The 23,565-nt window shown below is 55.5% G+C and carries 25 protein-coding genes; 16 read left to right on the top strand and 9 right to left on the bottom strand.

Features of this window, described 5'->3' with window-relative positions; translation table 11 throughout:
* Nucleotides 1-40: 40 nt before the first annotated feature.
* Complete coding sequence (locus INF61_RS16580) at nucleotides 41-646, bottom strand: ankyrin repeat domain-containing protein (RefSeq protein ID WP_015571649.1); 606 nt, start codon at nucleotides 644-646, stop codon at nucleotides 41-43.
* A 319-nt stretch (nucleotides 647-965) separates the two neighbouring features.
* Between INF61_RS16580 and INF61_RS16575 the strand changes: the two genes are divergently transcribed.
* Nucleotides 966-1,895: a LysR substrate-binding domain-containing protein gene (locus INF61_RS16575; RefSeq protein ID WP_023295311.1), complete on the top strand. Its 930-nt coding sequence runs from the start codon at nucleotides 966-968 to the stop codon at nucleotides 1,893-1,895.
* On the opposite strand, the gene INF61_RS16570 is transcribed toward INF61_RS16575, so the two are convergent.
* Nucleotides 1,892-2,050 (bottom strand): YqaE/Pmp3 family membrane protein, encoded by a 159-nt coding sequence (locus INF61_RS16570; RefSeq protein ID WP_003862203.1) that lies wholly within the window; start codon nucleotides 2,048-2,050, stop codon nucleotides 1,892-1,894. The genes INF61_RS16575 and INF61_RS16570 overlap by 4 nt on opposite strands.
* Nucleotides 2,051-2,392: 342 nt before the next feature.
* Here INF61_RS16570 and INF61_RS16565 point away from each other — a divergent pair, with 342 nt between their 5' ends.
* On the top strand, nucleotides 2,393-2,572 hold the full coding sequence (locus INF61_RS16565; RefSeq protein ID WP_015571651.1) for a hypothetical protein: 180 nt from the start codon (nucleotides 2,393-2,395) through the stop codon (nucleotides 2,570-2,572).
* A 37-nt stretch (nucleotides 2,573-2,609) separates the two neighbouring features.
* Here the strand turns inward: INF61_RS16565 and stpA are convergent, their stop codons facing one another.
* Nucleotides 2,610-3,014 (bottom strand): DNA-binding protein StpA, encoded by a 405-nt coding sequence (stpA, locus tag INF61_RS16560; RefSeq protein ID WP_022651717.1) that lies wholly within the window; start codon nucleotides 3,012-3,014, stop codon nucleotides 2,610-2,612.
* A 496-nt stretch (nucleotides 3,015-3,510) separates the two neighbouring features.
* Between stpA and alaE the strand changes: the two genes are divergently transcribed.
* Entirely contained in the window at nucleotides 3,511-3,960 is a 450-nt protein-coding gene (gene alaE, locus INF61_RS16555) for an L-alanine exporter AlaE (protein WP_015571653.1), read from the top strand.
* A gap of 32 nt (nucleotides 3,961-3,992) precedes the next feature.
* Here the strand turns inward: alaE and INF61_RS16550 are convergent, their stop codons facing one another.
* The gene (locus tag INF61_RS16550; RefSeq protein ID WP_006811693.1) at nucleotides 3,993-4,337 is read right to left on the bottom strand and encodes a DUF2002 family protein; all 345 of its coding nucleotides are present in this window, start codon (nucleotides 4,335-4,337) and stop codon (nucleotides 3,993-3,995) included.
* A gap of 158 nt (nucleotides 4,338-4,495) precedes the next feature.
* Here INF61_RS16550 and INF61_RS16545 point away from each other — a divergent pair, with 158 nt between their 5' ends.
* From INF61_RS16545 to leuA, 13 genes are all read left to right on the top strand, one after another.
* Nucleotides 4,496-4,822, top strand: a complete 327-nt coding sequence (locus INF61_RS16545; protein WP_017382769.1) for a DUF883 domain-containing protein — start codon at nucleotides 4,496-4,498, stop codon at nucleotides 4,820-4,822.
* 243 nt (nucleotides 4,823-5,065) lie between these two features.
* Nucleotides 5,066-5,305 carry a glutaredoxin-like protein NrdH gene (gene nrdH / locus INF61_RS16540; RefSeq protein WP_017382770.1) on the top strand — a complete coding sequence of 80 codons (240 nt, stop codon included), beginning with the start codon at nucleotides 5,066-5,068 and terminating at the stop codon, nucleotides 5,303-5,305.
* Complete coding sequence (gene nrdI / locus INF61_RS16535) at nucleotides 5,302-5,712, top strand: class Ib ribonucleoside-diphosphate reductase assembly flavoprotein NrdI (RefSeq protein ID WP_015571656.1); 411 nt, start codon at nucleotides 5,302-5,304, stop codon at nucleotides 5,710-5,712. The genes nrdH and nrdI overlap by 4 nt, the downstream gene beginning before the upstream one ends.
* Nucleotides 5,685-7,829, top strand: a complete 2,145-nt coding sequence (nrdE, locus tag INF61_RS16530) for a class 1b ribonucleoside-diphosphate reductase subunit alpha (protein WP_086524007.1) — start codon at nucleotides 5,685-5,687, stop codon at nucleotides 7,827-7,829. The genes nrdI and nrdE overlap by 28 nt, the downstream gene beginning before the upstream one ends.
* 9 nt (nucleotides 7,830-7,838) lie before the next feature.
* Nucleotides 7,839-8,798 carry a class 1b ribonucleoside-diphosphate reductase subunit beta gene (gene nrdF, locus INF61_RS16525; protein WP_193547928.1) on the top strand — a complete coding sequence of 320 codons (960 nt, stop codon included), beginning with the start codon at nucleotides 7,839-7,841 and terminating at the stop codon, nucleotides 8,796-8,798.
* Nucleotides 8,799-9,131: 333 nt separating this feature from the next.
* Nucleotides 9,132-10,334, top strand: a complete 1,203-nt coding sequence (proV, locus tag INF61_RS16520) for a glycine betaine/L-proline ABC transporter ATP-binding protein ProV (protein WP_015571658.1) — start codon at nucleotides 9,132-9,134, stop codon at nucleotides 10,332-10,334.
* Entirely contained in the window at nucleotides 10,327-11,391 is a 1,065-nt protein-coding gene (gene proW, locus INF61_RS16515; RefSeq protein WP_193547927.1) for a glycine betaine/L-proline ABC transporter permease ProW, read from the top strand. Before proV ends, proW begins: the two co-directional genes overlap by 8 nt.
* Before the next feature lie 9 nt (nucleotides 11,392-11,400).
* Entirely contained in the window at nucleotides 11,401-12,396 is a 996-nt protein-coding gene (gene proX, locus INF61_RS16510) for a glycine betaine/L-proline ABC transporter substrate-binding protein ProX (protein ID WP_017382774.1), read from the top strand.
* Between the two features lie 204 nt (nucleotides 12,397-12,600).
* The gene (locus tag INF61_RS16505) at nucleotides 12,601-13,785 is read left to right on the top strand and encodes an MFS transporter (protein WP_017692795.1); all 1,185 of its coding nucleotides are present in this window, start codon (nucleotides 12,601-12,603) and stop codon (nucleotides 13,783-13,785) included.
* Nucleotides 13,786-14,099: 314 nt separating this feature from the next.
* Nucleotides 14,100-14,630, top strand: a complete 531-nt coding sequence (gene emrR, locus INF61_RS16500) for a multidrug efflux transporter EmrAB transcriptional repressor EmrR (RefSeq protein WP_017694792.1) — start codon at nucleotides 14,100-14,102, stop codon at nucleotides 14,628-14,630.
* A 130-nt stretch (nucleotides 14,631-14,760) separates the two neighbouring features.
* Complete coding sequence (gene emrA, locus INF61_RS16495) at nucleotides 14,761-15,933, top strand: multidrug efflux MFS transporter periplasmic adaptor subunit EmrA (RefSeq protein ID WP_017382776.1); 1,173 nt, start codon at nucleotides 14,761-14,763, stop codon at nucleotides 15,931-15,933.
* A 16-nt stretch (nucleotides 15,934-15,949) separates the two neighbouring features.
* Nucleotides 15,950-17,497: a multidrug efflux MFS transporter permease subunit EmrB gene (gene emrB / locus INF61_RS16490; RefSeq protein WP_006811709.1), complete on the top strand. Its 1,548-nt coding sequence runs from the start codon at nucleotides 15,950-15,952 to the stop codon at nucleotides 17,495-17,497.
* 185 nt (nucleotides 17,498-17,682) lie between these two features.
* On the top strand, nucleotides 17,683-19,338 hold the full coding sequence (leuA, locus tag INF61_RS16485) for a 2-isopropylmalate synthase (RefSeq protein WP_032654746.1): 1,656 nt from the start codon (nucleotides 17,683-17,685) through the stop codon (nucleotides 19,336-19,338).
* Here the strand turns inward: leuA and INF61_RS16480 are convergent.
* The 5 genes from INF61_RS16480 to yqaB form a co-directional block, all read right to left on the bottom strand.
* Nucleotides 19,325-20,089, bottom strand: a complete 765-nt coding sequence (locus INF61_RS16480; RefSeq protein ID WP_003862181.1) for a helix-turn-helix domain-containing protein — start codon at nucleotides 20,087-20,089, stop codon at nucleotides 19,325-19,327. The two genes, leuA and INF61_RS16480, sit on opposite strands and share 14 nt — an antisense overlap.
* 53 nt (nucleotides 20,090-20,142) lie before the next feature.
* Nucleotides 20,143-20,658, bottom strand: a complete 516-nt coding sequence (luxS, locus tag INF61_RS16475) for an S-ribosylhomocysteine lyase (RefSeq protein WP_017382778.1) — start codon at nucleotides 20,656-20,658, stop codon at nucleotides 20,143-20,145.
* Between the two features lie 151 nt (nucleotides 20,659-20,809).
* Nucleotides 20,810-22,354, bottom strand: coding sequence for a glutamate--cysteine ligase (gene gshA / locus INF61_RS16470; RefSeq protein WP_032669330.1), 1,545 nt, complete (start codon nucleotides 22,352-22,354; stop codon nucleotides 20,810-20,812).
* An 83-nt stretch (nucleotides 22,355-22,437) separates the two neighbouring features.
* Nucleotides 22,438-22,866: a YqaA family protein gene (locus INF61_RS16465; RefSeq protein WP_017382780.1), complete on the bottom strand. Its 429-nt coding sequence runs from the start codon at nucleotides 22,864-22,866 to the stop codon at nucleotides 22,438-22,440.
* The gene (gene yqaB / locus INF61_RS16460; protein ID WP_015571665.1) at nucleotides 22,863-23,429 is read right to left on the bottom strand and encodes a fructose-1-phosphate/6-phosphogluconate phosphatase; all 567 of its coding nucleotides are present in this window, start codon (nucleotides 23,427-23,429) and stop codon (nucleotides 22,863-22,865) included. The genes INF61_RS16465 and yqaB overlap by 4 nt, the downstream gene beginning before the upstream one ends.
* Nucleotides 23,430-23,565: the final 136 nt, after the last annotated feature.

Below are 23,565 nucleotides of genomic sequence, written 5' to 3'. Positions count from 1 at the left end.
ATTGATTAACGGCCAGCCAGGGGAAGGCTGACCGAATGCACTATGCGCCTGCCGCCAGCAGCAGGTCTGCGATCGCGTTGAAGCCTTTTTCCCGCGCCAGCTCGAGCGGGGTTTTGCCGTATTTATCGGTCATGTGCGGGTTCGCGCCGTGATCGAGCAGCAGCTTCACAATTTCCTGCTGCTTTGCGCCGCCGTCGTTTAATACGATGGCCTCCAGCAGCGGCGTCCAGCCGACAAAATTGGTGTGGTTGACGTTGATGTCGGTTTTTTCCAGCAGCTCACGCACGATTTCAACGTGCCCTTTTTCACTGGCAGGGGTAATGCCCACGCCGCCAAAGCGCGTCAGACGATCGAGATCCGGATTTGCCGGAAGGACAATGCGCAGCAGGGTTAAATCATTGGTCAGGCAGCCGATCAGGAAGGGGTTAAAACAGGTCTGGTCCTGTTTATCAATATCCGCCCCGGCGGCAATTAAAAACTCCACACAGGCGTAATGCTTTTTCAGGCTGGCAATAATAATGGCGGTTCTTTTCTGGCGGTTGGTCGCGTTAATATCCACGCCTTTCTCCAGGCAGGCTTTTAGCGCGTCGATATTGCCCTCTTCTGCCGCCAGCAGAAATTCTGTAACCAGTGCAGTTGCAGACATATTCAGACTCCCTATGTTTCACTTCTGATGACCTGAGAATAGCAACAGCCTGGTCATAAAAGAATCCGCTTAAAAATGATTCATCGACACGCAATTCATTGTTGAGTTAAATTCAACAGTCCGGGAGAAATGTGCGTCTGTGCAACCTTTTCTTATGTTTTACCGCTTTTACGCGCTTCAGGCTGCATTATCCTTATGGCTGAAAAAGCCTTACACAGCGCGGTTCTACGTAAAAATCCAGAACTGTGATCGACATCAACTATGATGTAACGCCGCTGTTAAAATATGTTCAAAACTGATGGTCACCAGGAGCCATAATATGAATTCCATCTTTACCGAAGAGAATTTGCTGGCCTTCACCACCGCGGCACGTTTTGGCAGTTTTAGCAAAGCGGCTGCCGAACTGGGCGTGACCACCTCCGCCATCAGTTACACCATCAAACGCATGGAGACCGGACTGGACGTGGTGCTGTTTGTACGCAACACGCGCAGCATTGAGCTGACCGAATCCGGTTTTTATTTTTATCGTAAAGCGACCGACCTGCTGAATGACTTTCATGCCATCAAGCGCGGGATTGATACCATTTCTCAGGGCATTGAGACGCGGGTGCGCATCTGCATAAATCAGCTTTTGTATACGCCACGCCATACCGCGCGTTTGCTCCAGGTGCTGAAAAAACAGTTTCCCACCTGCCAGATCACGGTGACGACCGAGGTGTATAACGGCGTCTGGGATTCCATCATTAATAATCAGGCCAATATCGCCATTGGCGCGCCGGATACGCTGCTGGACGGCGGCGGCATTGATTACACCGAGATAGGGGCGATCCGCTGGGTATTTGCCATCGCGCCCACGCATCCGCTGGCGTTCGCCCCGGAGCCCATTTCCGAAAGTCAGCTGCGTCTGTATCCCAATATCATGGTCGAGGACACCGCGCATACCATCAACAAGAAGGTGGGCTGGCTGCTTCACGGTCAGGAGGCGATTCTGGTGCCGGACTTCAACACGAAATGCCAGTGTCAGATCCTGGGGGAAGGTATTGGCTTTTTACCGGAATATATGACGCGTGAGGCGGTGGAGGAAGGGCTGCTGGTAACGCGGCGGATCAATAATCCACGTCAGGATTCGCGCATGCTGCTCGCCACACAGCATGCGGCGACCGGTCAGGTCACGCGCTGGATCAAACAGCAGTTTGGCCCGGAAGGCGTGCTGACCCGGATCTACAGTGACTTACTGTGGCGTACCTAGCTCTTCGTCTGAACCCAAAACGCGTGGATAAGACCGGGGAAGTAGCCCAGGATGGTCAGAAGGATATTCAGAATAAACGCCCAGCCCAGCCCCTTGCCAAGCAGCACGCCCAGCGGCGGGAGAATAATCGTAAAAACAACGCGCCAAAAACCCATAAAAAACTCCGTGCAAGCTAACCAATTGAAAATTATAAAAGACACTTCTCTAAGCGTAGCCAGTTTACGGTTAACTGCCATGCGTCTCTCGCGCTTTTACCTGCCTTTACCCTCTTTACACTGGCTTAAACCCCCGCCTTAAATGCTCTACTGTTCTGAAATTGACCGTAAGGAAACGCAATGTCTCTTCCTCTTATTTCGCCGCAGCAGGCAAACGCGCTGATTGCTGAAAGTGATGCCGTGGAACCGACGTACCTGATAAGGAGTGTCTGAAAGATTAGACTGTACCCCGCCCCCGAACGTGGGCTATGGTGAAGATCATGACAATGATGAGGAGGTGCTATGTTTTCTGTCGGTGATTATGTACAACCGCGTCAGGGCGGTCCGAAACTGAAAGTGCTCGAAGTGAATGGTGAAAACATTGTGGCTGTGCAGGCCAGCAATGAGCAGGGCGAGAAATATCACCTGAAAGCGGCGGACGTGGTTCTGTACTCCGAAGACGGTGACTTTGGCGTCTGCTAAGTCAATAATCGGGCGGAATACACCGCCCGAATAATCATCAGATCAGGAAATCGTCCAGCGATTTACCGTTTGCCAGTGCGGTTGCAATTGGCTTTGGCGTACGCCCCTGGCCGGTCCAGGTTTTTTCTTCACCGTTCGCGTCAATAAAACGATATTTCGCCGCACGCGCTTTACGTTTTTTCGTCGGCTGACCCGCCTGCGCCAGATCACTGCCTAACAGATCGCTCGGAGAAATACCGTCAGCTTTCATCAGTTCCAGCAGAGCATTAATTTTATCCTGCTGTTCAGCGCGTTGACGCTCTAATTCAGCCTGCTCGCTGCGTTTTTCTTCAGTGACAATCCGGAATTTTTCCAGCACTTCTTCCAGAACATCCATGGATAATTCACGTGCCAGCGCCCGGAGGGTACGAATATTATTAAGATTCTGTAACGTTAAAGCCATAATAATGAAAAACCTTTCTTCGTGTGTATAACATAAATCAGGCAACAGAATAATTGATTTTTGTTCTGATATCTACCCACCCTGACGTTTTGACATTATTGTAAATGTTTTAGAATATCCCGTTAATATAACCCCGAAATATATGTCTGTTTTAATGCGTAATATACCGCCCTTCCCCAGGCCAAAAACCCCTTTTTAAAACAGTTCAAAAAACCGCCTCCACTCTCCCACACAACAGAGGTTTTACACGCGCACTGATAAACTAATCCATTGATTTATTTTAATAAAATATGGACAAGGAGAGAAAATAACGAAGCGCGCAAAAAACGCACAACTTTAGAGAATTTTATGGCTAAAGCGCCAGTAAATAAAAATTAATCACTACTTGTTAGTTAAAAGCCAGAGAGATACGCTATACACTCATAACAAACCAACCTAAAGCACTAAAGGCCGTAGGTAAAACGCCACTTTTTTGTCCTGTTCGAGGAGTTCAGACATGTTCTCACCGCAGTCTCGCCTGCGCCATGCGGTAGCGGATACGTTCGCGATGGTCGTTTACTGTTCCGTCGTGAATATGCTGATTGAAATTTTCCTGTCGGGAATGTCCTTTGAGCAATCCCTCTCGTCGCGCCTGGTGGCCATTCCGGTGAATATCATGATTGCCTGGCCGTACGGCCTGTATCGCGATGCAGTGATGCGTTTAGCCCGGCGTATTAGCCCGGCGGGTTGGGTAAAAAACCTGGCGGACGTGCTGGCTTACGTGACGTTCCAGTCCCCGGTGTATGTGGTTATTTTGCTGACGGTGGGCGCAGACTGGCATCAAATCGCCGCTGCGGTAAGTTCAAATATCGTGGTATCCATGCTGATGGGTGCGGTGTACGGTTACTTTCTTGACTACTGCCGCCGCCTGTTTAAAGTCAGCCCTTATAGCCAGGCAAAAGCGTAAGGTAAGGCGACTGGCTCAGGCCAGTCGCAGAGTTATTGTACGTCGCCAAACAGCCCTTTCAGGAACCGCTCCAGCGCCATACGCGAGCTGAAACCGTGCGGAATACCATAATGTTCATGCGTCTCGCCGCCTAAATAGAGCGGAAATTGCTGATAATGATCGCAGGTTTTAATATCCGAGGCGGGCTCAGCAAATGACAGGCTTCTGTCTTTGAGTGTCGGGTGAATAATGAGAGCAGTACGCCCCATTCTTGCTTCACGGTTGACGTAAACATAATTCTCACCACGGCGATATCCGTACGCTTTTGATGTTACCTCATCCATGGTGAACCCTTCTTTTTCAAGAACGCGCGCCACCTCATCGGGTCGTAAATACATATCTTTTCCTCATTATCATTCCTGCCCGGCAACCTTACAGTATTCAGCATTAGCAGGGCTTTCAGAATATTCCATAAACTGCCCGATAAGCCGTGACTCGCTTCAGATATTACATTTCTGGACTAAACTAAACGGGAACACAAATTATGGAGGATCGTATGTTTAACAGACCGAACCGAAACGATATTAATGACGACACACAGGATATTCGTAACGATGTCAGCCAATTAGCGGACACGCTGGAAGCCGTATTGAAATCCTGGGGCTCTGACGCGAAGGACGAAGCAGATGCCGCGAAACGTAAGGCTCAGTCTCTGCTGCGTGAAACGCGGGCAAGGATGAATGGCCGCTCACGTACCACTCAGGCGGCCTGCGACATGGCCAGCTGCGCCACCACCTTCGTACGTGAAAAACCACTTTGTACGCTGGGAACGGTCGCGGCGGTCGGGATTTTTGTCGGCGCCCTGCTTAGCCTGCGTAAGTAAGCGCGCGTTCTCAGCCCCGGTCGCCTCAGGCGCCGGGGCTTTTCTTTGCCTGACAGCCTGAAAAACCCGCACAGCCCGCCCTGCCCCGCCAGGCTCATCGTTGGGGCCTTATTAATCTGTATTTCCCATATCTTGTGTGGTTGAAACTTATCTCAACTACATCTAGTATTCCCTTTAGCAAGACACACACAACATGACGCGTTTACTCGCGCCGTTCTCTCATTCTAAATGGAAATACGAATCATGAGCATTATTATTTACACTCGTAACGATTGTGTTCAGTGCCACGCCACGAAACGGGCGATGGAGAGCCGCGGCGTGGCATTTGAGATGGTCAATATTGATCAGGTGCCCGACGCGGCAGACACCCTGCGGGCGCAGGGTTTCCGTCAGCTTCCGGTTGTCGTTGCCGGCGACACCAGCTGGTCTGGCTTCCGTCCGGACATGATCAACCGCCTTGCCGCTCAGGGCGTCAGTGCATGAGCACGCTGGTCTACTTTTCCAGCAGCTCGGAAAACACGCTTCGGTTTATGGAGCGTCTCGGGCTGCCCGCGATACGCATTCCGCTGAACGAGCGGGAGCGTATTCAGGTAGACGAACCCTACATTCTGGTGGTGCCCAGCTATGGCGGTGGCGGCACCGCAGGGGCTGTGCCTCGTCAGGTGATCCGCTTTCTGAACGATCCCCATAACCGGCAGCTGATTCGCGGCGTGATCGCCGCAGGCAATCGCAACTTCGGCGAGGCCTTTGCCCGCGCCGGGGATGTCATCTCTCAAAAATGCGGCGTGCCGTATCTCTATCGTTTTGAACTGATGGGGACACAGCAGGACGTAGAGAACGTGCGTAAAGGAGTGAACGAATTTTGGCAACGACAACCGCAGAACGCGTGATTCAGGCGACGCCGGATTACCACGCATTAAACGCCATGCTAAACCTCTATGACCGCGAGGGGCGCATTCAGTTTGGCAAAGATCATGAGGCGGTGGACGCCTTTTTTGCCGCTCACGTACGCCCGAACAGCGTCGTCTTTGGCAGCCAGCAGGAACGTCTCGACTGGCTGGTAAAAGAGGGTTATTACGAAGAGCGTGTCCTCACCCGCTACGACCGCGCCTTCGTGGTGGCATTGTTTGAACGGGCGCACGCCAGCGGTTTTCGCTTCCAGACGTTTCTCGGCGCGTGGAAGTATTACACCAGCTACACCCTGAAAACCTTTGACGGCAAACGCTATTTAGAAAGCTTTGAAGATCGGGTGGTGATGGTGGCGCTGACGCTGGCGCAGGGCGATGAAGCGCTGGCCGAAAGACTCACGGAGGAGATCCTCTCCGGTCGCTTCCAGCCCGCCACGCCAACGTTCCTTAACTGTGGGAAAGCCCAGCGCGGCGAACTGGTCTCCTGCTTCCTGCTGCGTATTGAAGACAATATGGAGTCGATTGGCCGTGCGGTGAATTCGGCGCTACAGCTTTCGAAACGCGGCGGCGGCGTGGCGTTTCTGCTTTCGAACCTGCGGGAAGCGGGCGCGCCGATTAAGCGCATCGAAAACCAGTCTTCCGGCGTCATCCCGGTGATGAAGATGCTGGAAGATGCCTTCTCATACGCCAACCAGCTTGGCGCACGTCAGGGCGCGGGTGCGGTTTATCTGCACGCGCACCACCCGGACATTCTGCGTTTTCTGGATACCAAACGTGAAAACGCCGACGAAAAGATCCGCATCAAAACCCTGTCGCTTGGCGTGGTGATCCCGGATATCACGTTTAAGCTGGCTAAAGAGAATGCCGACATGGCGCTCTTCTCACCGTATGACGTTGAGCGGATTTACGGCAAAGCCTTTGGCGACGTGGCGATAAGCGAGCTGTACGACGAGCTGGTGGCCGACGATCGCATTCGCAAAAAAACCATCAACGCCCGCGATTTCTTCCAGACGCTGGCTGAAATTCAGTTTGAGTCCGGCTATCCGTACATCATGTACGAGGACACGGTGAACCGCGCTAACCCGATTGCCGGGCGCATCAACATGAGCAATCTGTGCTCGGAGATTTTGCAGGTCAACAGCGCGTCCAGCTACGACGAGAACCTCGACTACGCGGACGTGGGCAAGGATATCTCCTGTAACCTCGGGTCGCTAAATATTGCCCATACCATGGATTCACCCGATTTTGGCCGCACGGTAGAGACCGCCATTCGCGGGCTGACGGCGGTATCGGACATGAGCCACATCCGCAGCGTACCGTCTATTGAGGCGGGCAACGCCGCGTCGCATGCCATCGGCCTTGGGCAGATGAACCTGCACGGATATCTGGCGCGGGAGGGCATCGCCTACGGCAGCCCGGAAGGGCTGGATTTCACCAACCTTTATTTCTACACCATCACCTGGCATGTGCTGCATACCTCGATGATGCTGGCGCGCGAACGCCACCAGCGGTTCGCAGGCTTTGAGCAGTCCCGCTACGCCAGCGGAGAGTATTTCAGCCAGTATCTGGAAGGCGACTGGCAGCCGAAAACCGAAAAAGTACGCGCGCTGTTTGCCCGCGCTGGCATCACCCTGCCGACGCGTGAGATGTGGCAACAGCTGCGTGAAGAGGTGATGCGCTACGGCATTTATAACCAGAACCTTCAGGCGGTGCCGCCAACCGGCTCCATTTCCTATATCAATCACGCCACGTCGAGCATCCATCCCATCGTGTCGAAGATTGAAATCCGTAAGGAAGGCAAAACCGGGCGTGTCTACTACCCTGCCCCGTTTATGACCAACGAGAATCTGGCGCTGTACCAGGACGCCTATGAGATTGGCCCGGAAAAGATCATTGATACCTACGCCGAGGCGACTAAACATGTGGATCAGGGGCTGTCGCTGACGCTCTTCTTCCCGGACACCGCCACCACGCGGGATATCAACAAAGCGCAGATCTACGCGTGGAAGAAAGGCATCAAAACGCTGTACTACATTCGCCTGCGCCAGCTCGCGCTGGAAGGCACCGAAATTGAAGGCTGCGTGTCCTGCGCGCTGTAAGGAGAAAGGATGAAACTGTCACGCGTAAGTGCCGCTAACTGGAACAAAATTCAGGATGATAAAGACCTGGAGGTCTGGAACCGCCTGACCAGCAACTTCTGGCTGCCGGAAAAGGTCCCGCTCTCCAACGATATTCCGGCCTGGCAAACCCTGAGCCATGCCGAGCAGCAGCTGACAATCCGCGTCTTTACCGGCCTGACGCTGCTGGACACCATTCAGAATACCGTGGGTGCGCCCGCGCTGATGAGCGACGCGCTGACCCCGCACGAAGAGGCGGTAATGTCGAACATCAGCTTTATGGAGGCGGTCCATGCCCGCTCCTACAGCTCGATTTTCTCCACCCTGTGCCAGACCAGAGACGTGGACGCGGCCTACGCCTGGAGTGAAGAGAGCGCGTCATTGCAGCGCAAGGCAGATCTGGTGCTGGAATATTACCGGGCCGACGAGCCGCTGAAGAAGAAGATCGCCAGCGTGTTCCTGGAATCTTTCCTCTTCTATTCCGGCTTCTGGCTGCCTATGTACTGGTCGAGCCGGGGCAAGCTCACCAACACCGCCGATTTGATTCGCCTCATCATCCGCGATGAAGCGGTACACGGGTATTACATCGGCTATAAGTATCAGAAAGGGCTGGAGAAAGTCAGCGCGGAAAAACGCGAGGAACTCAAAGGTTTTGCCCTCGATTTACTGATGGATCTGTATGACAACGAGCTGAGCTATACCGAAGAGCTGTACGCCGGAACGGGCTGGGAAGAGGACGTAAAAGCCTTCCTCTGCTATAACGCCAACAAGGCGCTGATGAACCTGGGCTACGAAGCGTTATTCCCACCAGAAATGGCGGAGGTGAACCCGGCGATCCTCGCAGCGCTGTCGCCCAACGCCGATGAAAACCACGACTTCTTTTCCGGGTCCGGCTCGTCGTACGTGATGGGTAAAGCGGTGGAGACGCAAGACGAGGACTGGGATTTTTAATGAATGAATTAACGTTCATTAATTAACTCTGCATTTCATTATTTCCAGCCGAATATTCCACTACGTACTACACTGTAATTTCCCCGTCATATTCGCCTGAATCACACCAATTCAGGCGAAATTCTCCCATGCAGCAGCAAAAAATTGAGAAAAATTCAAACCGCCCTCAGCCCTTTATTCATGGGAAATTCAGCCGTTTCGCTTGCGGCAAAATTCCGCCCTCAGGCCGGTCCAGGGTTGTCTCAGATTCTGAGTATGTTAGGGTAATGCCAGTTAACTATTTACCATGGTAATCATATCGACATAAACAAATAACAGGACACTCTCTATTGCATGGCAATTAAATTAGAAGTGAAAAATCTTTATAAAGTATTTGGCGAGCACCCGCAGCGCGCATTCAAATATATTGAGAAAGGCCTTACGAAAGAGCAAATTCTGGAAAAAACCGGGCTATCGCTTGGCGTTAAAGACGCCAGTCTGGCCATTGAAGAAGGCGAGATTTTTGTCATCATGGGATTATCCGGTTCGGGTAAATCCACTATGGTTCGCCTTCTCAATCGCCTGATTGAACCCACCCGCGGACAGGTGCTGATAGACGGCGTGGATATCGCCAGAATATCAGACGCAGATCTCCGTGAGGTGCGCAGAAAGAAAATTGCGATGGTGTTTCAGTCATTTGCACTGATGCCGCACATGACGGTACTCGATAATACCGCCTTTGGCATGGAGTTAGCCGGCACGCCCGCTCAGGAACGTCAGGAAAAAGCCCTTGATGCACTGCGTCAGGTCGGGCTGGAAAATTATGCTCATGCGTATCCGGATGAACTCTCCGGCGGTATGCGTCAGCGTGTGGGATTAGCGCGTGCATTAGCGATTAATCCGGACATTTTATTAATGGACGAAGCCTTCTCGGCGCTCGATCCCTTAATTCGCACCGAGATGCAGGATGAGCTGGTAAAATTACAGGCCAAACATCAGCGCACCATTGTTTTTATTTCTCACGATCTGGATGAAGCCATGCGTATTGGCGACCGTATCGCCATTATGCAAAATGGTGAAGTGGTGCAGGTCGGCACACCGGATGAAATTCTCAATAATCCGGCGAATGATTATGTGCGCACCTTCTTCCGCGGCGTGGATATTAGCCACGTATTCAGTGCGAAAGATATTGCCCGTCGAACACCAAACGGCATTATTCGTAAAACGCCAGGTTTTGGCCCGCGCTCCGCGCTGAAGCTGTTGCAGGACGAAGACCGTGAATACGGTTATCTGGTTGAACGCGGCAATAAATTTGTCGGCGTGGTCTCCATCGACTCTCTGAAAACCGCCCTGAGCGAAAACCAGGGAATCGATGCGGCGTTGATTGACGCTCCGCTTGCCGTGGACGCCGAAACGCCGCTCAGCGAGTTGCTCTCTCACGTGGGTCAGGCGCCGTGCGCCGTGCCGGTCGTCGGTGAAGAACAACAGTACGTTGGCATCATCTCAAAGCGGATGCTGCTACAGGCTTTAGATCGCGAGGGGACAAACAATGGCTGATCAATCAAACCCATGGGGCACCACTGAAGCAGCGGACAGCGCGGCGCAATCTGCCGATGCGTGGGGGTCGACGCCTGCGCCTGCCGATGGCGGCGGCGCGGCAGACTGGCTCAACAGCGCACCAGCGCCTGCCCCAGAGCATTTCAATATTATGGATCCGTTCCACAAGACGCTGATCCCGCTGGATAGCTGGGTAACGGAGGGGATCGACTGGGTCGTTACCCACTTCCGTCCGGTGTTCCAGGGGATCCGCATCCCGGTGGATTACATCCTGAACGGCTTCCAGCAGCTGATGCTGGGCATGCCCGCGCCGGTGGCGATTATCCTGTTCTCGCTGATCGCATGGCAGTTCGGCAGCGCGGGTATGGGGATCGCCACGCTCATCTCCCTGATTGCCATCGGCGCGATTGGCGCGTGGTCTCAGGCGATGATCACCCTGGCGCTGGTGCTGACCGCCCTGCTGTTCTGCGTGGTGATCGGCCTGCCGATGGGGATCTGGCTGGCGCGCAGCCCCCGGGCCGCGAAGATTATCCGCCCGCTGCTGGATGCGATGCAGACCACGCCAGCGTTCGTTTACCTGGTGCCTATTGTGATGCTGTTCGGCATCGGTAACGTACCGGGGGTGGTCGTGACCATAATCTTCGCCCTGCCACCGATTATTCGCCTGACCATTCTGGGCATTAACCAGGTGCCTGCGAATCTGATAGAGGCATCGCGCTCGTTCGGCGCCAGCCCGCGTCAGATGCTGTTTAAGGTTCAGCTTCCGCTGGCGATGCCGACCATTATGGCAGGTGTTAACCAGACGCTGATGCTGGCGCTGTCGATGGTGGTGATCGCCTCGATGATTGCCGTTGGCGGGTTAGGTCAGATGGTACTGCGCGGCATTGGCCGTCTCGATATGGGGCTGGCGACCGTCGGCGGCGTCGGGATTGTGATCCTCGCCATCATTCTTGACCGCCTGACCCAGGCTGTCGGTCGTGATTCACGTAGTCGCGGCAACCGTCGCTGGTACACCACCGGCCCTGTCGGGTTACTCACCCGCCCATTTACAAAATAAGGAACAACGATGCGACATAACGTACTTTTTGCCACAGCGTTTGCGACCCTTGTCTCCACCAGCGCAGTTGCCGCTGACCTGCCGGGCAAAGGCATTACCGTGCAGCCGGTGCAGAGCACCATTTCGGAAGAGTCCTTCCAGACCCAGATTGTCAGCCGTGCGCTGGAGAAACTGGGCTATACGGTGAATACCGCCAGCGAAGTGGATTACAACGTGGGCTATACCTCCATTGCCTCCGGTGATGCCACCTTTACCGCCGTGAACTGGCAGCCGCTGCACGACGACATGTATGCCGCCGCAGGCGGTGACAAGAAATTCTACCGCGAAGGCACCTTTGTGACCGGCGCTGCGCAGGGATATCTGATCGACAAGAAAACCGCCGATAAATATCACATCACCAATATTGAACAGCTGAAAGATCCGAAGATCGCAAAACTGTTTGATACCAACGGTGACGGTAAAGCCGACATGATGGGCTGTTCGCCGGGCTGGGGCTGTGAAGCGGTGATTAACCACCAGAACAAAGCCTTCGATCTGGCGAAGACCGTCGACGTGAGCCACGGCAATTACTCTGCGATGATGGCCGACACCATCGCCCGCTTTAAAGAAGGAAAGCCGGTGATCTACTACACCTGGACGCCGTACTGGGTGAGCGACGTGCTGAAGCCGGGCAAAGACGTGGTGTGGTTGCAGGTGCCCTTCTCCTCCCTGCCAGGCGAGCAGAAAGATATCGACACCAAACTGCCAAACGGCATGAACTATGGCTTCCCGGTGAACACCATGCATATCGTGGCGAACAAAGCCTGGGCCGAGAAAAACCCGGCGGCGGCGAAGCTGTTCTCGGTGATGAAACTGCCGCTGGCAGACATTAACGCCCAGAACGCGATGATGCACGCGGGTAAATCATCCGAAGCTGATATCAAAGGCCACGTGGATGGCTGGATCAAAGCCCACCAGCAGCAGTTCGATGGCTGGGTGAAAGAGGCGCTTGAGGCGCAGAAGTAAAACATTTTCCCTCACCCTAACCTCTCCCAGGGGAAGAGGGAACGATGACCACCCTCTCCCCCTGGGAGAGGGTCGGGGGGAGGGGATCAAACCGCACCCAACCTTAACCGCACAATCCACCACGTAACAATTCCCCAACATTCACCATCATTGGTTATTATGTTTCCGGAAAAATAATCACTTAACTCACGATTCCTGAAACTAATGACAAAAACAACTCAAGGGCTTAGCCCCGCACTCATCCTTTTAATGTCCGTGGCAACGGGTCTGGCCGTCGCCAGCAACTATTACGCACAACCACTGCTCGACACCATCGCACGCGCCTTCGATCTTTCAGCCAGCTCCGCCGGGTTTATTGTCACCGCCGCACAGCTCGGCTATGCGGCCGGGCTGCTGTTCCTGGTGCCATTAGGCGATATGTTTGAGCGCCGGATGCTTATCGTCTCCATGACGCTGCTGGCGGCGGGCGGGATGTTGATCACCGCCAGCAGCCAGTCGTTAACGATGATGATTATCGGCACCGCGCTGACGGGGCTGTTCTCGGTGGTGGCGCAAATTCTGGTTCCCCTCGCCGCGACGCTGGCTTCCCCGGAAAAACGCGGCAAAGTGGTCGGCACTATCATGAGCGGCCTGCTGCTGGGCATCCTGCTGGCGCGAACCGTTGCCGGGCTGCTGGCGAGCCTCGGTGGCTGGCGCACCGTTTACTGGGTGGCGAGCGTGCTGATGGTTATCATGGCGCTGGCCCTGTGGCGCGGCCTGCCAAAGGTGAAGCAGGAAAATCACCTGAACTATCCGCAGCTCCTCGCCTCCGTTTTCAGCCTCTTCACCCGGGATAAACTCCTGCGCACGCGCGCCGTTCTGGGGTGTCTCACCTTCGCTAACTTCAGCATCCTATGGACGTCGATGGCGTTTCTGCTCGCCGCACCGCCGTTTAACTACTCAGAAGGCGTGATTGGCCTGTTCGGGCTGGCAGGCGCGGCTGGCGCACTGGGCGCGCGCCCGGCGGGTGGGCTGGCCGACAAAGGCAAATCTCATATGACCACCTCCGCAGGGCTGGTTTTACTCCTGCTCTCCTGGGCGGCCATCTGGTACGGACACGTCTCCGTGCTGGCGCTGATTGTCGGTATTCTGGTGCTCGACCTCACCGTGCAGGGTGTACATATCACCAACCAGACCGTGATTTACCGCGTGAAGCCGGATGCCCGTAACCGTCTGACGGCCGGGTACATGACCAGCTACTTTATCGGCGGCGCGGCGGGCTCGCTCATCTCAGCCTCCGCCTGGCAGCATGCGGGCTGGACGGGCGTGTGCGCCATCGGCGCCATCGTCGCGGCGATAAATCTGCTGGTATGGTGGCGCGGCTATCACCGTCAGGAAGCAATTCACTAAGTTTTACATTGCTTTGGGCCCCCTGGGGTGTAAAGGGGGCCTGCATCTGTTAAGGTAACGGTAATCATTTATCCCAGAAATTTTACTGTGGGTGACATATTTACTACCGGCATGAATAGTTCAGACCCCTGTCCTCACATCCCCTCTTTCGCGGGTACACACCCCACGCTCTCTGTGCTCACCGGGTCACGGATTTACCCGGCGCTTTCTGATGGTGACATACGTTTGGCGGATATAACCGCACAAATAATTCATTTACATTATTTGTCACTGTCGTTACTATATCGGCTGTAATTAATGAGGTTATGCCCAAAATGGATAGTTCGTTTACGCCCATTGAACAAATGCTTAAGTTCCGCGCCAGTCGTCATGAGGACTTCCCGTATCAGGAAATTCTGCTGACCCGCCTGTGCATGCACATGCAGGGTAAGCTGCTGGAAAATCGTAACAAGATGCTGAAAGCGCAGGGGATTAACGAGACGTTGTTTATGGCGTTGATTACGCTGGAGTCTCAGGAAAATCACAGCATTCAGCCGTCGGAACTGAGCTGTGCGCTGGGGTCATCCCGTACCAATGCGACCCGTATCGCGGATGAACTGGAAAAGCGCGGCTGGATTGAACGCCGTGAAAGCGATAACGATCGCCGCTGCCTGCATCTGCAACTGACCGAGAAAGGTCACGAATTCTTGCGCGAAGTGCTGCCACCGCAGCACAACTGCCTGCACCAGCTCTGGTCTGCCCTCAGCACCGCCGAGCGCGACCAGCTTGAGCACATTACTCGCAAGCTGCTCACCCGTCTGGACCAGATGGATGAAGACGGCGTCATCCTTGAGGCGCTGCGCTAACGCGACGATCCGCTCAACATTCCAGATTGCTAAAAAGAAAAACTGACAGGCCAGCACGTGAAACTGCTGGCCTTTCTGACAACAGGTCGGCTCAGCCGATGTGAAAATAAAAAGATCGTGGAGAACAACAATGAGCGCAAATGCGGAGAACACCCTCCCGCAGCAACCGGCCAACAAAAAGGGCAAACGTAAGAGCGCCCTTATTCTGCTGACCTTGCTCTTTATTATTATTGCCGTGGCATATGGGATCTATTGGTTTTTAGTCTTGCGTCATGTTGAAGAGACAGACGATGCATACGTGGCAGGGAATCAGGTTCAAATCATGGCCCAGGTGTCAGGCAGCGTGACGAAAGTCTGGGCTGATAACACCGACTTTGTGAAAAAAGGCGATGTGCTGGTCACGCTCGACCCGACCGACGCCCAACAGGCGTTTGAAAAAGCACAGACGGCGCTGGCCTCCAGCGTTCGCCAGACCCGCCAGCTGATGATCAACAGCAAGCAGCTTCAGGCCAATATCGACGTGCAGAAAACGGCCCTGGCTCAGGCGCAGAGCGACCTCAATCGTCGTGTTCCTCTCGGCACCGCCAACCTGATTGGCCGTGAAGAGTTGCAGCACGCCCGCGATGCGGTGGCCAGCGCACAGGCGCAGCTGGACGTGGCGATCCAACAGTACAACGCTAATCAGGCGATGGTGCTGGGTACCTCTCTGGAAAACCAGCCAGCGGTGAAACAGGCGGCGACCGAAGTGCGTAACGCATGGCTTGCCCTGCAACGTACCAAAATCGTCAGCCCGATGACCGGCTACGTTTCCCGTCGTTCCGTACAGCCTGGGGCGCAGATTAGCACCACCACGCCGCTAATGGCTGTCGTTCCGGCGAACAATCTGTGGGTCGATGCGAACTTCAAAGAGACTCAGCTGGCGCATATGCGTATTGGCCAGACCGCGACCGTGGTCAGCGATATTTACGGCGATGACGTCAAGTACACCGGAAAAGTGGTCGGTCTGGACATGGGGACCGGCAGCGCGTTCAGCCTGCTGCCTGCACAGAACGCCACCGGCAACTGGATCAAAGTGGTACAGCGCTTGCCTGTGCGTATCGAGCTGGATCCTAAGCAGCTGGCAGACCATCCGCTGCGAATTGGCCTTTCCACGCTGGTGACGGTCGATACCGCTAACCGCGACGGTCAGATCCTCGCAAGCCAGGTGCGCAGTACGCCAGCTTATGAAAGTAACGCCCGTGAAATTAGCCTCGATCCGGTCAATAAGCTGATCGATGACATCGTGAAGGCAAACGCCGGTTAAGCCGAAGGTGAGCGTTATGCAACAGCAAAAGCCGCAAAAACCGCTGGAGGGGGCGCAGCTGGTCATTATGACCATTGCGCTGTCGCTGGCGACATTCATGCAGGTGCTGGACTCCACCATCGCAAACGTGGCGATCCCTACGATCGCCGGGAACCTTGGCTCATCGCTGAGCCAGGGGACCTGGGTCATTACCTCGTTCGGGGTGGCGAACGCCATCTCCATTCCCATCACCGGCTGGCTGGCGAAGCGCGTCGGTGAAGTGAAGCTGTTCCTCTGGTCGACGATCCTGTTCGTGCTGGCCTCCTGGGCCTGCGGCATGTCCAGCAGCCTGACGATGCTGATTTTCTTCCGCGTCATCCAGGGGATTGTCGCCGGGCCGTTGATTCCGCTGTCGCAGAGTTTGCTGCTGAACAACTATCCGCCCGCCAAGCGCTCCATCGCGCTCGCGCTGTGGTCGATGACGGTGATCGTCGCCCCAATTTGCGGGCCAATCCTCGGCGGCTATATCAGCGATAACTATCACTGGGGCTGGATCTTCTTCATCAACGTGCCCATCGGTGCGCTGGTGGTGCTGATGACGCTACAGTCTCTGCGTGGTCGCGAAACGCGGACCGAACAGCGGCGGATCGACGGCATCGGGCTGGCACTGCTGGTTGTCGGCATCGGCAGCCTGCAAATCATGCTCGACCGCGGCAAAGAGCTGGACTGGTTTGCCTCTACGGAAATCATTGTGCTGACGGTGGTCGCCGTGGTGGCCATCAGCTTCCTGATTGTCTGGGAGCTGACGGACGATAATCCGATAGTCGACCTCTCGCTGTTTAAATCGCGAAACTTCACCATCGGCTGCCTCTGTATCAGCCTCGCCTATATGCTCTACTTCGGCGCGATTGTTCTGCTGCCGCAGCTGTTGCAGGAGGTGTACGGCTATACCGCAACCTGGGCGGGGCTGGCCTCCGCGCCGGTGGGGTTAATTCCGGTTCTGCTGTCGCCGATTATTGGCCGTTTCGCCCATAAGCTCGACATGCGCAGGCTGGTGACGTTCAGCTTCATCATGTACGCCGTGTGCTTCTACTGGCGCGCGTATACGTTTGAACCGGGAATGGACTTTGGCGCCTCCGCGTGGCCGCAGTTTATTCAGGGCTTCGCCGTAGCGTGCTTCTTTATGCCGCTGACCACCATTACGCTTTCCGGCTTACCGCCTGAGCGGATGGCGGCGGCATCGAGCCTGTCGAACTTCACCCGTACGCTGGCGGGCTCGATCGGGACTTCGATCACTACCACGCTGTGGACCAACCGGGAATCGATGCACCATGCTCAACTCACCGAAGCGGTGAACCCGTTCAACCCTAACGCTCAGCAGATGTATAGCCAGCTTGAGGGGATGGGGATGACGGAGCAGCAGGCGTCCGGCTGGCTTGCCCAGCAGATCACCAACCAGGGGCTGATTATCTCGGCAAACGAGATTTTCTGGATATCGGCGGGGATCTTCATCGTCCTGCTGGGGCTGGTGTGGTTTGCCAAACCACCGTTTGGGGCCGGTAGCGGGGGCGGTGGGGCGCACTAGCCCTGTGCACGGGTTGCCGGGTGGCGGCTACGCCTTACCCGGCCTACGATCGTAGGCCCGGTAAGCGCAGCGCCACCGGGCAACAATCGCCCCCCTTGTCCAAAACGCGACAGCGATTGTCAGTTCCGATAAAGCAGCGCGCCTGAAATCGATTCACGATAGTGAAAAGACAACAGGAGCGCACCATGCTGAACACACCCGCCGACAAATACCAGCCTTACCCCACCCTTTCGTTGCCCGACCGCCGCTGGCCGGAGCAGATTATTACCCGCGCCCCGCGCTGGCTCTCGACCGACTTACGCGACGGTAACCAGGCGCTGGCCGAGCCGATGGACAGCGCGCGCAAGCTGCAATTCTGGGATCTGCTGCTGAGCTGCGGGTTTAAAGAAATCGAAGTCGCCTTCCCGTCCGCCTCGCAGACGGACTTCAATTTTGTGCGTCAGTTGATTGAGGAGAACCGCATCCCGGATGACGTCACCATTCAGGTGTTAACGCAGGCGCGGGACGATCTTATCCGTCGCACTTTCGACTCCCTGCGCGGCGCGAAGCAGGCCACCGTTCACCTGTATAACGCCACCGCCCCGCTGTTCCGCCGTCTGGTATTCGGCATGGAGAAAGCGCAAATCGTCGAGCTGGCGACGCGCGCGACGCGCCTGATTCGTCAGCTGTGTGAAGAGAACCCTGACACCTGCTGGCAGTACGAGTACTCCCCGGAAACCTTCTGCTTTACCGAACCGGAGTTTGCGCTGGAGATTTGTGAAGCCGTGGCGGAGATCTGGCAGCCGTGCGCGGCGCGTCCGATGATCGTCAACCTGCCCGCTACCGTCGAGGTGAGCACGCCGAACGTCTATGCCGACCAGATCGAGTATTTCTGCCGCCACTTCAGCCGCCGCAGTGACGTCTGTATCAGCGTGCACCCGCATAACGATCGCGGTACCGGCGTCGCCAGCGCAGAGCTGGCCGTCATGGCCGGGGCTGACCGCGTGGAGGGCTGCCTGTTTGGTAACGGTGAGCGCACGGGCAACGTCTGCCTGGTGACGCTGGCGATGAACCTCTACAGCCAGGGCATTAGCCCGAATCTGGATTTCAGTGATATGAATCGGGTGGTTGAAACGGTAGAAACCTGCAACCAGCTGCCCGTCCATCCGCGCCATCCGTGGGCGGGTCGTCTGGCTTACACCGCCTTCTCCGGCTCGCACCAGGATGCCATCAAGAAAGGTTTCGATGCCCGTAAGCCTGGCGAACGCTGGGAGATGCCCTATCTGCCCGTCGACCCGCAGGATATTGGCTGTACCTATGAAGCGGTGATCCGCGTGAACAGCCAGTCAGGAAAAAGCGGAAGCGCCTGGCTTATTGAGCAAAACCACGGCCTGAAATTGCCTCGCGCCCTGCAACAGGATTTTAGCCAGCACGTGCAGCAGGAAACGGATAACCATGGAAAAGAGATGACACAGAATGCGCTCTGGCAGCTGTTCCGCGCCCGCTACGGCCTGGTGGCGAGCCCGCCATTAGCGCTGCAATCGTACCGCAGCGACAGCCAGCAGGACGGCCAGCTGCGGCTGACGGCAAGCGTCGCCACGCAAGGGGGCACCCGCCAGCTGGAAGGCCAGGGAAACGGTTTGCTCTCCGCCGCCGCTCACGGCTTAAGCCGCTGGATCAACGCACCGTTTGTGATCAAGGATTATCACGAACATACGTTAGGCGAACGCAGCGACAGCCGCTCGGTGGCCTATATCCGCTGCCTGTTCCAGGATGGGACCAGCCGCTGGGGCGTGGGCATCGACAGCGACGTGGCACGCGCGTCGATTCAGGCGCTTTTTAACGCGGTCAGTCGTTCCTGAAGTAATCGCTGGGTGAGAGACCCATTACCCGGCGAAACATTGCCGTAAAGGCGCTGTGGCTGCCATACCCCAGATCCAGCGCCACGCGTAATACTGGCTGGCCCTGCGCCAGCCGCACCAAGGCTTCCAGCAGTCGCGCCCTTCTCACCCACTCGCCGTAGCTCAGGCCTGTCTGCTGCTGAAAATGGCGGTTCAGCGTGCGTTCGCTCATCCCCACAATACCTGCGGCCTGGGCGCTGCTCCAGCTTTCTCCCGGGGCCATTCGAATCTGCTGGCAGAGATGGCGCAGCGCTTCGCTTTCCGGCTCGGGCAGGTGAAACGGCAGTACCGGCATGAGGCGAATTTCATCGAGGATCAGCTCATAAACACGTTCATCGCGGCTTCCGGGTGCGTAAGATTCAGGAAGCGTAAGGGAGGTCAGGATCAGCTCGCGCAGCAGGGGCGAGATCTGCACGATCTGGCAGGTCGCCGGGAGATCGGCGCGCGCCAGCGGGTCGATAAACAGCGTGCGGGCAGCAACGTTGCCGGTGATGCGCAAGGCGTGCTGCGTACCCGCAGGTAGCCAGACGCCGCGACCGGGCGGCACCACCCAGCAGCCGGATGCGGTATCGACCCGCACGACGCCGGTGAGGCTGTGCAGGAGCTGCGCGCAGTCGTGCTGATGCCACGGCTCGCTGTCGCCATGAGCATAATCATGCGAAAACGGCACAAGCGGGCGATGGGTAAAGGAGAAGGTGGTGGTTGTCGTCATCAGAATTGTAGGCCCGGTCAGCGAAGCGCCACCGGGCATCCACAGGCACGATACTAAATGTGCAGTTCCTGAAGTTTTTCTTTTGGCAGGGCCAGCTCGTCATTGCTGTTTACACGAACATCACGTTCGATGATATGACGGGCAATCTCCTGAGCTTCTTCCAGAGAGTGCATCTGGTAAGTGCCGCACTGGTAAACGTTCAGCTCAGGGATCTGGTTCTGCTCTTTCACCTTCAGCACGTCTTCCATCGCCGCTTTCCACGCATCCGCGACGCGTTTCTCATCAGGCTGACCAATCAGGCTCATGTAGAAACCGGTGCGGCAGCCCATCGGAGAGATATCGATGATCTCCACGCCGTTGCCGTTCAGGTGGTCGCGCATGAATCCGGCGAACAGGTGTTCCAGCGTGTGAATGCCTTTCTCTGGCATCACTTCTTTATTGGGCACGCAGAAGCGCAGGTCGAAAACGGTGATCGTGTCGCCGTGCGGCGTGTTCATGGTCTTCGCCACGCGGACTGCTGGTGCTTCCATACGGGTATGGTCGACAGTAAAGCTATCTAATAACGGCATACGTCACCTCCGATAGTGATTTTTTTAAAATAAACTGAACTCTTCTACAGAATGCGCGTCTGAGTATATGAAAGACGCGCATTTGTTATCATCATCCCTGAATTCAGAGATGTATATTTTGGCCACAGCGATGTGGCCTTTTTCTTTTGGTTCAGGCCTGCTTCGCCAGAAACGCCTCAAACGACTCCGTATCCGCCGCTTCGACCTCTTTCTGACGCACAACGGACGCATCACGCTCTGCCACAAAATCCGCTTCGCTCAGGATCTCTAACGGCTCCTGCATCAGCATCTCACGGTACTCCGCTGAGAGTGAACGCCCTGTGCCACCAATTCCCTGTTCAATCATAGAACGCAGAATTCGTGCTGAGAATGTCAGTTCCGGGTTATCAAAGCTTTCAACCAGTTCGTCGCAGACCTTCTGGTAAGCTTCGCCGCCGTACACGCTGTCCAGCGTCTGGGCTACGCGCTTCAGGTCATGGAACAGATCCTTCCCTACCTTAGACAGTGGGAACTGAGCCGTTTCACAGCCAATACCTAACGTCAGACCCGGCTTGCGCCCTTCCAGAATCACGCGATTCCAGTTGGCACGGGTACACAGCAGTTCGTCGGAACTCATTTCCGGCGCATCCGCCAGTACGCACCAGACCATAAACAGGTCAAGGAAGCGAACCTGCTGTTCGTCAACGCCAATCGGTGAGAACGGGTTGATATCCAGCGAGCGCACTTCAATGTATTCGATCCCGCCGCGCTGTAGCGCATCCGACGGCGTTTCACCGCTGCGCGTCACGCGCTTCGGACGAATCGGCGCATACAGTTCATTTTCAATCTGCAACACGTTAGTGTTAATTTGCAGGCGCTTACCGTCTTTTTCGAGGCCGATTTTTTCGTACTCTTCCGACGGGGTTTTTATCGCCCGCTTCAAGCCTGCCACATATTCGTGCAGATCGTTAAACGTAATTCCGAGATTACTTTGCGATTTATTGGTATAGCCAAGGTCGCTCAGGCGCAGGGAGGTCGCATACGGCAGGTAATACATGCCACATTCGGTCTTCTCGAACGGCAGCGTGGTCGGTTTCCCTTGCAGGAACGAAGAACAGACGGCCGGTGACGCTCCGAACAGATACGGAATAACCCAGCCAAAGCGGTAGTAGTTGCGGATCAGGCGGAAATAGCCCGCGGAGATCGCTTCTTTATCCGTTTCACCGCACTTCGCCTGCCAGAACGCCATCGGCAGAGAAAAGTTGTAGTGCACGCCAGAGATCGTCTGCATCAGTGCGCCGTAGCGATTTTTCAGTCCTTCGCGATACAGCGTTTTCAGCCGACCAATATTCGAGGTGCCGTACTGCGCCAGCTCGATATCCTGCCCCTGCTCGATATAGCACGGCATGCTGAGCGGCCACATACGCTCGTCGCCGAGGTTGCGGGCGGTGAAGCGATGCACGTCGCGCATGATCGTCAGCATATGATCAATATCACCGTCTACTGGCGTGATGAACTCCAGCAGCGCTTCGGCGAAATCGGTTGTGATCCATTTATGTGTCAGCGCCGAGCCTAACGCCTTCGGGTGTCCCGTAGTCGCTAAGCTACCATCCGCATTTACGCGCAGCGTTTCGCGCTCAAGCCCACGCTGAATACCCTTCAGTGCCTGAGGGTGATTTTCCAGCCAGGCCAGCGCCTGTGATACGTCCGGGATCAATTTGACCTCCCGCCTGTCAAAAAATTGTCACTCAGCATAATTGTAATGGTTGACGATTGAAGGTCGCGAATTCATTCCACCAATTAGTGCCACCACGTCATACCCTGTAGTGTTACCCATGCCAGTAAAACATAGCGTAACGCCTTGCCAAGGCACAAAAAAAAGAGCACCGGTCCCCAGGAAATGCGCATCCATCCCGCCAGCAGACACAGTAAATCGCCTATTACAGGCATCCAGCTTAATAACAGCGTGGCAGCGCCATAGCGTTTTAGCCAGCCGACTGCCTTTTCCTGCCAGCGAGATTTTTCGCGTAGCGGAAAGAAACGTCCAAGAATAACGTTAGTCAGCCCTCCAAGGCTATTACCCATTGTTGCTATTAAGACCAGCAACCAGGGCTGACTTACGCCGGACAACAGCATCGCCACCAGCACCACTTCCGAATTCCCCGGTAAGAGGGTGGAGCTTAAAAGACTGCTGGCGAATAATGAAGCGAGTGACAGCGCGTCACTCACAGTAAGCGAACGTCCACCGCCGCCATTCCGGCATCACGCGCGGCCTGAATGCCAAAATCAGCATCTTCAAACACCACGCATTTTGCAGGTGGAACACCCATTAATTCTGCACAGAGCAGGAAGGTATCCGGTGCGGGTTTGTGATGTTTAACATGATCGGCGGCAACGACGGCAGAAAAATAGTGGCGCAGGCCAAGGTGGTTGAGTAGCGCTTCAGCAATCGCGCTCTCGCTGCCCGTACCGACAGACATAGGACGACGCCCATGCCACTCCTTGACGACGTCAATGAGTGGTAAAGGCTGCACGGTGTCTAACAGTATGGCTTTTACCGCGTCGGTTTTTTCACGCGCGAGCTGATGCGGGTCGAGATCGGCCTGATTCAGCTCAATCACGGCCTGTGCGATACGCCAGGTGGGCGATCCATTGAGGGCAATCATCGCCTGTAAATCGAAACGCATACCGTAACGGCCCAGGACTTCGGTCCAAGCCTGACGATGCGTGGGTTCGGTATCCAGGAGGGTGCCGTCCATGTCGAAGATCAAACCGTCATACTGTGCGTACATCGTGCTCTCGCTAAGCGATTAACAAAGCATTACTTTATCGTAAAAGGGGATCTTTGTCGCTGACAGAGAGAGTGATTGCTGACGAAACGTCGAAGGAATAAACAAAGGGGGAGAATATGGTGCATCCGGGAGGATT

This window comes from Enterobacter cloacae complex sp. P18RS (genome assembly GCF_014982105.1).
GTDB lineage: Bacteria > Pseudomonadota > Gammaproteobacteria > Enterobacterales > Enterobacteriaceae > Enterobacter > Enterobacter hormaechei_C.
The sequence above is the reverse complement of the archived record's forward strand: the minus strand, read 5'-3'. Positions and strand labels throughout refer to the sequence as shown.

What these genes read in the sequence shown, in the direction of transcription:
- INF61_RS16580 (WP_015571649.1), bottom strand. Translation starts at nt 646, where the DNA reads ATGTCTGCAACTGCACTGGTTACAGAATTTCTGCTGGCGGCAGAAGAG.
- INF61_RS16575 (WP_023295311.1), top strand. Translation starts at nt 966, where the DNA reads ATGAATTCCATCTTTACCGAAGAGAATTTGCTGGCCTTCACCACCGCG.
- INF61_RS16570 (WP_003862203.1), bottom strand. Translation starts at nt 2,050, where the DNA reads ATGGGTTTTTGGCGCGTTGTTTTTACGATTATTCTCCCGCCGCTGGGC.
- INF61_RS16565 (WP_015571651.1), top strand. Translation starts at nt 2,393, where the DNA reads ATGTTTTCTGTCGGTGATTATGTACAACCGCGTCAGGGCGGTCCGAAA.
- stpA (WP_022651717.1), bottom strand. Translation starts at nt 3,014, where the DNA reads ATGGCTTTAACGTTACAGAATCTTAATAATATTCGTACCCTCCGGGCG.
- alaE (WP_015571653.1), top strand. Translation starts at nt 3,511, where the DNA reads ATGTTCTCACCGCAGTCTCGCCTGCGCCATGCGGTAGCGGATACGTTC.
- INF61_RS16550 (WP_006811693.1), bottom strand. Translation starts at nt 4,337, where the DNA reads ATGTATTTACGACCCGATGAGGTGGCGCGCGTTCTTGAAAAAGAAGGG.
- INF61_RS16545 (WP_017382769.1), top strand. Translation starts at nt 4,496, where the DNA reads ATGTTTAACAGACCGAACCGAAACGATATTAATGACGACACACAGGAT.
- nrdH (WP_017382770.1), top strand. Translation starts at nt 5,066, where the DNA reads ATGAGCATTATTATTTACACTCGTAACGATTGTGTTCAGTGCCACGCC.
- nrdI (WP_015571656.1), top strand. Translation starts at nt 5,302, where the DNA reads ATGAGCACGCTGGTCTACTTTTCCAGCAGCTCGGAAAACACGCTTCGG.
- nrdF (WP_193547928.1), top strand. Translation starts at nt 7,839, where the DNA reads ATGAAACTGTCACGCGTAAGTGCCGCTAACTGGAACAAAATTCAGGAT.
- proV (WP_015571658.1), top strand. Translation starts at nt 9,132, where the DNA reads ATGGCAATTAAATTAGAAGTGAAAAATCTTTATAAAGTATTTGGCGAG.
- proW (WP_193547927.1), top strand. Translation starts at nt 10,327, where the DNA reads ATGGCTGATCAATCAAACCCATGGGGCACCACTGAAGCAGCGGACAGC.
- proX (WP_017382774.1), top strand. Translation starts at nt 11,401, where the DNA reads ATGCGACATAACGTACTTTTTGCCACAGCGTTTGCGACCCTTGTCTCC.
- INF61_RS16505 (WP_017692795.1), top strand. Translation starts at nt 12,601, where the DNA reads ATGACAAAAACAACTCAAGGGCTTAGCCCCGCACTCATCCTTTTAATG.
- emrR (WP_017694792.1), top strand. Translation starts at nt 14,100, where the DNA reads ATGGATAGTTCGTTTACGCCCATTGAACAAATGCTTAAGTTCCGCGCC.
- emrA (WP_017382776.1), top strand. Translation starts at nt 14,761, where the DNA reads ATGAGCGCAAATGCGGAGAACACCCTCCCGCAGCAACCGGCCAACAAA.
- emrB (WP_006811709.1), top strand. Translation starts at nt 15,950, where the DNA reads ATGCAACAGCAAAAGCCGCAAAAACCGCTGGAGGGGGCGCAGCTGGTC.
- leuA (WP_032654746.1), top strand. Translation starts at nt 17,683, where the DNA reads ATGCTGAACACACCCGCCGACAAATACCAGCCTTACCCCACCCTTTCG.
- INF61_RS16480 (WP_003862181.1), bottom strand. Translation starts at nt 20,089, where the DNA reads ATGACGACAACCACCACCTTCTCCTTTACCCATCGCCCGCTTGTGCCG.
- luxS (WP_017382778.1), bottom strand. Translation starts at nt 20,658, where the DNA reads ATGCCGTTATTAGATAGCTTTACTGTCGACCATACCCGTATGGAAGCA.
- yqaB (WP_015571665.1), bottom strand. Translation starts at nt 23,429, where the DNA reads ATGTACGCACAGTATGACGGTTTGATCTTCGACATGGACGGCACCCTC.